We start from the raw sequence: 7271 nt of genomic DNA, 5'->3' as shown, positions 1-7271 counted from the left end.
CTCCGAGAACCACTGAGCAGCTTTATGATGCTATCACTCTCGCTTTCAATTCTGTTTCCGATTCTGACTTCTTTGGCTGGTTTTACGAATGTGACGCTCGTACCACGCTCATTTGAAAACCGCTATAGCACTAATATTGCTGGAGTTTGGGCGGCAGGTGATGTCCAAGATCACATTTATCGTCAAGCAATTACTGCCGCAGGTACTGGCTGCATGGCGGCGCTGGAAGCAGAACGATGGCTAGTTAGCCACAAGTAAAAAGTAAAAAGTAAAAAGTTTAATCAAAAAAAAGGAGAAATAATCGTGTCAGAACAAGTTGTATTTCAAGGTCGTCTTGCTTTTGAGAAGCTGAAAGCAGAATCGGATAAGTTGATTCTTCTGGAAGTTGGTGCGCCCCATTGTAGTGCTTGCGAAACCTTAAAACCTTTGCTCCATCAACTTGCTGCCGAACAAGATGGCAATTTCTATCTAGTTGATATTGATATGACCGAAGAGCCAGACTTAGCTATTGAATTTGGTGTGCGCTCTGCCCCAACAGTGCTTCTATTCAAAGGCGATCGCCTAATTGAGAAAATTGCAGGACTTAAGCCTAAAAAGTTCTATTCTGAAACAATTCAGAAGTCTTTATATAGCAACGCAAGAGATATCTAGAAAAAATCAAAACCAAAAAGGTGAGTGGCGGCGCTTCGCGCCGCCACTCACCTTTTTGGTTTTATGTCCTAAGCAAAACTTACATTGCTATAAAAACTAGGGACTTGCGATCAAAACCAAACCAAGAAAAATCCTGAAAATGTTGCAAAATAATATTTTCAAGATTTTTTCTTGTGGCTCATCCGATCAGCAATTGCTGTAGGTTTTGATTGCTTCTAGCCATCTGCATACATCTTTAACGTGAGTTCGATATAGCCATTTGCGGCGTGCTTCGCACGACGCAAATGGCGAAAAATGGTAAGAATCGCTAAGCGATTCTTACCATTTTTCGCTTTCGTCGAACTGACGTTCTATCAAGTTTCAATACGTTCCTATACAAATCAAGTAATTTAGCGATTTTGGCATACATGATCTCAACCATTGCTCAGTTATGGTCTTCCTAGTAAGACAACAAATTTCTATCGCAGCCATCATAACAGCCTGTGATAAAAGTTATAGACAGGAGATTCATAATGAGAATTGCCCAAATTGCCCCACTATGGGAGCAGGTTCCTCCCCCCGCCTATGGCGGTACTGAACTTGTGGTCAGCTTACTCACCGAAGAATTAGTCAAGCGTGGTCATGATGTCACTCTATTTGCTTCAGGAGATTCTATAACCTCAGCTAAGTTAGAATCCGTTCATCCCAGAGCATTACGTTTAGATACCAGCGTTAAAGATCCCAACATCTATGACATGTTAAACATGAGTCGTGTGTACGAAAATGCTGCTCAATTTGATATAATCCATTCCCATGTAGGTTGTGTATCATTGCCCTATACCAATTTAGTGAAAACGCCTACAGTTCATACTCTCCATGGCATTTTCACACCCGATAATGAGAAGCTATTTAGCCATGTAAGAAATCAACCATTCATTAGCATTTCTAACTCTCAGAGGGATATGAATTTAGGCTTAAACTATGTATCTACAGTTTATAACGGCATTGCTCCTAATACTTATAGTTTTTATCCCAAGCCAGAACGTCCACCGTATCTGGCTTTTTTGGGTCGAATCTCTCCTGAAAAGGGAGCGCATTTAGCGATTGAGATCGCCAAACGTTCAGGGTGGCATCTTAAAATGGCTGGAAAAGTTGATGCTGTAGATTTGGAATACTTTGAGACAAAAATTCTTCCCCATATTGGTGGCAGCCAAATTGAATTTCTAGGCGAGGCTAATCACCATCAAAAGAGTGTTCTTATGGGTGGAGCTGTGGCAACGCTTTTTCCCATTACATGGAAAGAACCCTTTGGACTAGTAATGATCGAATCGATGGTAACAGGAACTCCTGTAATTGCCATCAGTTTAGGTTCAGCTCCCGAAGTAATCGCCGATGGAGTGAGCGGGTTTCTCTGTCAGACTGTTGATGAATGTGTAGATGCGATCGCCCTCGCAGCTAGATTAGATCGGCGCACTTGTCGCGATCATGTCTTGATAAATTTCACAGCAAAACGCATGACAGATGGCTATGAAGCTGTATATCAAAAGATTTTGGCAGAAAAGTATTCTCGAAATGGGCAGAAGCACGACTTGGTAATGCAAACCTATTAAAGAATTGTTGGCGCTAAGCGCCAACAATTCTTTAATACAAAAGGAGAAAAAGACTATGTTAAGTTTGAATAGACAGGCGATCGCTCTTATTTCTGATCATGCCGATCCTGCGGCAGAAATTGGCTCAGAAGAAGCTGGGGGACAAAATGTATACGTGCGTCATGTGGGTGAAACCCTTGCTGCTTTGGGTTGGCAAGTGGATATGTTTACGCGTAAGAGCCATCCTGATACTGATGCGATCGTGCAGCATTCGCCCCATTGTCGAACGATTCGGCTCAAAGCAGGTATGGAGTCGCATATTCCCAGAGATCGACTGTTTGAACTTATGCCAGAATTTTTGAATTCATTTCAAGCATTCCAAAAGATTCAGGGAATAAATTATCCTTTAGTTCATACAAATTATTGGCTATCAGCTTGGGTTGGCATGGAATTACAGAAAACCAGTGGAATCCAGTTGGTACATACTTATCATTCCTTAGCAGCCGTAAAATATCAATCTTTAGTAGAAATCCCTCAAGTTGCCAACACCCGTTTAAGGATTGAGCGTGAGATTTTAGAACAGGCTAATTGTGTCGTAGCAACTAGTCCTCAGGAGCAGGAGACTTTACGATCGCTGGTTTCAACTCGCGGTCAAATCGAAGTTATTCCCTGTGGAACTGATATAACCAAATTTCACCCCTCATCACAGGCCCATGCTCGCGCTAAGTTGAAGTTAGATAACTGCGAAAAAGTTGTTCTCTATGTTGGTAGATTTGATGAGAGAAAAGGGATTGAGACTTTAGTACGCGCCTTTGCCATCCTCAAAAGTCATGATCTGAAAAATCTCAAGTTGATCATTGTCGGCGGTAGCTCGATCAATATGTCTGATGGTGCTGAAAGAAATAGAATTGAAAACCTTATAGATGAACTGGGGCTTAGGGATTCTACCGTTTTTGCAGGTAGGATTGGACATGATATTTTACCGCTTTATTATACTGCGGCTGATGTGTGCGTAATTCCTAGTCATTATGAACCTTTCGGACTAGTTGCGATCGAGGCTATGGCTTGTGGTGTACCTGTGGTCGCATCTAATGTCGGTGGATTGAAATTTACCATCATTCATGAAGAAACAGGATTATTAGTTGAGCCGAAGAATAATGAAGATTTTGCTAATAGTATTCATCGAATTCTCTTTGATGAATTATGGGTTAGAAAAATGCGGAAGCAGTCTTCAGCGAATGTGAATCAGCACTATAGTTGGACAGGTGTGACGATCCAACTGAGTGAACTCTATCGTCACGTATTAGCGCGATCAATTATGCATGAGCAGGCTTGGAGTTACAAGATGCCAAGCATGAATAGATCGGCATACAGTAGAACTGTAGATACTGCCTTACTTCAATAAATCACAATACGAACGGTAATACAATGAAAAATAGGCTAATATACTTTTTTACTGTGTTTATAGTGGCTTTAAGTATATTTACAGCCTGTACTATTAGTCTGAATGGAATTAGAGGATCTGGAGTTTTAAGAACAGAAGTTAGAGAAGTGACTACATTTTCAACTATCTCTTTTAAATCTGTTGGCAAACTCAAAATTCAGCAGACGGGTAAAGAATCTCTCACAATTATTGCTGATGAAAATATTTTGCCAATTCTACAGAGTCAAATATCCGATCAAATCTTGTACATCAGTAATGAGAATAATTCAAGTATTAATCCTAGTAAGCCGATTGAGTTTATTGTCGAGGTGAAGAATTTAGAGAATTTGGAGACAAAAGCAGTTGGGAGTATTGAAGTTAAGGATATTCAAGGCAAAAGATTGTCGATTTCCCTTGATGGTGTGGGTAATGTAGCGATCGCAGGAAATGTGGATGTATTAGATCTCGATCTTTCTGGTGTTGGCAGCTTTAATGGTGAAGAGTTAAAAGCTAGACAGGCTACAGTTCGTAATAAAGGCGTAGGTAGTGCATTAGTTAATGTGAGTGAACAGTTAGATGCATCTGTATCAGGAATAGGATCAATAGAATATATTGGTTCTCCTCAAGTTTCCAAATCTGTAAAAGGGCTGGGGGAAATTAAGAAAAGAATTTGAAAATAGATATTTCGGAGCATAGCTTTTCTATATTATCCTAAAGCACAAAATAGCTAAGCCATTTTGTGCTTTTAAAACCCTTGCTGGGTTTAGCTTTTAATTTGCAAAGGTGTTGCCTTGCTTTCGTGAATTGATATTATTTACTGATGTTACGTGGAACAAAGATTATCATAATGTTTCTATGTCATCTTACAGCGCTTTGCGCTCAAGCCCCAAACAAAAAAATTTGAAAGCTTTGCTTTGCAATGCTTTCAAATTTTTTCTTGTGGTTCGTTTGATCGGTAATTACTGTAAAAGAGGATTTAGGAAAGAGGATTTGGAGACCAAATCCCTACATATTCGTAAAGATAGGGGCTTGGTCTCCAAGCTCAAATCTTAGCCTTCCACGTAACATCAATTATTTAGTTTCAGGGGCTTTCAGTTACATTTTGTAGCGTAGTCAATCAAATCATCCGCGAAATCAAGCGATCGCCTCTCATATTTAAAATTTACAAATTATTTTTATTAGGTGTATCTTTATCTCTTTATATGATGGAATTAATTCTCATAGCCCTTACCTTTTTACCTTTGAGATGATCGATTATAAAACATTATGCCCGACACCACTCCACCACCAGCCATAATTGAACCCAACACTATTGAAGTCGGAGGAAGGACATATATTCCTATTGATAGAAATCTGATTTCTCCTTGGGTTTGTGTCATTGGCGAGCATCCGATCGCCACCTTAACCTTAAAAGATGATGATTTATTTCTGATTACAGACACACTAGGCAATATTTCAGATCTGAGCTGTCGCCTTGGCGGTATTGAAGACAGCATGGGATTATTTTGTCGTGACACTAGATTTCTGAGTCGGCTAGAGTTACAAATTGAGGGGCGATCGCCTATTTCATTTAGCAGTACAGCGCGTAAGGGCTTTGCGATGACTGTTTTATGTGCAAATCCCGAAATCGATAATAAAAAGGGAGGTCAAATCAAGGCAGAAACCATTGATATCCATCGAGAAATTGTGATAAAAGGTGGTTTTTTTGAGCAGACACAAGTAACTAACTACAATACTCATCCAGTGAGCTTTACACTCAGCTTAAGCTTAGATGCTGATTTTCTAGACCTATTTGAAGTGAGGGGAAGTAAGCGCGAAAAAAGGGGTAATTTTCTTCGCTATCTACCAAATCAAGATCAGAAATCGACGGAAATATTGCCTAAGGAAATTGTACTTGCCTATGAAGGATTAGATGGTTCTTTGATGGAATCACGAATTCAATTTAATTCTTTTCAGCCCCAAGAAATTCAAGACTATACCGCTATTTGGCATTTCGATTTAGCAGCCCATGAATCGAGAACCATCGGCTATTGTATCCATTTATTTACAAATAATTGTCCAACCTCAATCGTTAGCGCACCTGAAACCTTTACACAGGCAAAAACAGAGGAACTATTAGAAGAGACACTTTGGACAGAACAAATTACGAAGATTCAAGTTGATAATAAATCCTTAAATCATGTCATTGATCGCGCTGTGCAGGATATTTATTTGCTCAGACAGACATCAGAAAAGTATAACTTTCTCTCGGCAGGAGTGCCTTGGTTTTCGACTTTATTTGGGAGAGATTCGATCATTTCGGCTTCGCAAACTTTGGTTTTAGATCCCACGATTGCCCGTGATACTCTCACCCTCTTAGCTTACTTCCAAGGTAAAGTTGACAATGAATGGCAAGATGAACAGAAGGGGAAAATTCTCCACGAAATCAGGCTAGGAGAAATGGCGCGTTGTCACGAAGTTCCCCATACTCCCTATTATGGAACCGTGGATGCAACTCCCCTTTGGTTAATGCTCTATGCCGAATATTATGCGTGGACTGCCGATCGCGCTACTTTAGAGCAACTATGGCCCAATGCCCTCTCGGCGATGGCATGGATTGATCGTAACTGCCAAGAAACGGGATATCTCCATTATTATCGCTCTTCGGGAAAAGGTTTGCTCAATCAGGGCTGGAAAGATTCCGAAAATTGCATTGTCAATAGCAAAGGAGAAATTGCCGAAGGAGCGATCGCGCTCTGTGAAGTACAGGGCTACGTCTATGCTGCCAAAATCCGCATGAGTGAATTAGCCGAAAAAAGACAATTATTCGATCTTGCCGAACTTTGGCGATCGCAGGCAAGAGAATTGAAATTGCGGTTCAATCAAGATTTTTGGATGCCCGATCAAGACTATTGCGCGATCGCCTTAGATGGTGCAGGTAAGCAGGTGGATAGTATTGCTTCTAATGCTGGACATTGCTTAAATTTAGGTATTTTTGATTACGAAAAGGCTCTAAGTGTAGCTGCCCGTTTAAATGCGCCTGATATGTTCAACGGCTGGGGGATTCGGACTCTGAGCAGTCTATCTCCCGCCTATAATCCCATGGGATATCACATTGGTTCCGTCTGGCCCCATGACAATAGCTTGATTGCGATCGGTATGCGATCACATAGTCTCGTCAAACAATCCTTGAGAATCGCGCAAGGCTTAATCGACATGACGATCGCTCAGCCCTATCATCGTCCTCCAGAATTATTGTGTGGCTACGAGCATGATGGCTTTAGCTTCCCTGTACAATATCCTGTCGCCTGCTCACCACAAGCTTGGGCAACAGGAAGTATATTCCAGTTAATCGGAATCATGGTTAATTTTGTACCCGATGCCCCTAATAATCAATTGCGAATTATCGATCCCTGCTTACTCAATTCCATTAATCGTCTATCCATTCAAAACCTACGCATTGGACAAACGTTACTAGATCTAGAGTTTGAGCGATCGGGTGATACCACTGCTTGTCGAGTCAATAAAAAACGCGGCAATGTCCGTGTCATTATCGAGGCTTAGCTAAAAAATCGCATCTATTTTTTAAAAGGTGACTCCCTGCGCCACCTTTTACAACGCTTTGTGCTCAAACCCAAAGCCAAGAAAAA

At 40.8% G+C, this 7271-nt stretch carries 5 protein-coding genes and 1 pseudogene; all 6 read left to right on the top strand.

What is annotated here, in order from left to right; translation table 11 throughout:
• Nucleotides 1-258 (top strand): annotated as a pseudogene (locus tag VB775_RS09030) (hypothetical protein); the annotation flags it as partial.
• Between the two features lie 45 nt (nucleotides 259-303).
• Nucleotides 304-651: a thioredoxin family protein gene (locus VB775_RS09025; protein ID WP_281009642.1), complete on the top strand. Its 348-nt coding sequence runs from the start codon at nucleotides 304-306 to the stop codon at nucleotides 649-651.
• 512 nt (nucleotides 652-1163) lie between these two features.
• The gene (locus VB775_RS09020; RefSeq protein ID WP_281009641.1) at nucleotides 1164-2240 is read left to right on the top strand and encodes a glycosyltransferase family 4 protein; all 1077 of its coding nucleotides are present in this window, start codon (nucleotides 1164-1166) and stop codon (nucleotides 2238-2240) included.
• A gap of 55 nt (nucleotides 2241-2295) precedes the next feature.
• Nucleotides 2296-3624, top strand: coding sequence for a glycosyltransferase (locus VB775_RS09015; RefSeq protein WP_281009640.1), 1329 nt, complete (start codon nucleotides 2296-2298; stop codon nucleotides 3622-3624).
• Between the two features lie 146 nt (nucleotides 3625-3770).
• Nucleotides 3771-4316 (top strand): GIN domain-containing protein, encoded by a 546-nt coding sequence (locus tag VB775_RS09010; RefSeq protein WP_281009639.1) that lies wholly within the window; start codon nucleotides 3771-3773, stop codon nucleotides 4314-4316.
• A gap of 592 nt (nucleotides 4317-4908) precedes the next feature.
• Nucleotides 4909-7185: an amylo-alpha-1,6-glucosidase gene (locus VB775_RS09005; RefSeq protein ID WP_281009638.1), complete on the top strand. Its 2277-nt coding sequence runs from the start codon at nucleotides 4909-4911 to the stop codon at nucleotides 7183-7185.
• Nucleotides 7186-7271: the final 86 nt, after the last annotated feature.

The sequence above is a fragment of the Pseudanabaena sp. CCNP1317 genome, assembly GCF_034931345.1.
Taxonomy (GTDB): Bacteria; Cyanobacteriota; Cyanobacteriia; order Pseudanabaenales; family Pseudanabaenaceae; genus Pseudanabaena; species Pseudanabaena galeata.
The sequence above is the reverse complement of the archived record's forward strand: the minus strand, read 5'-3'. Positions and strand labels throughout refer to the sequence as shown.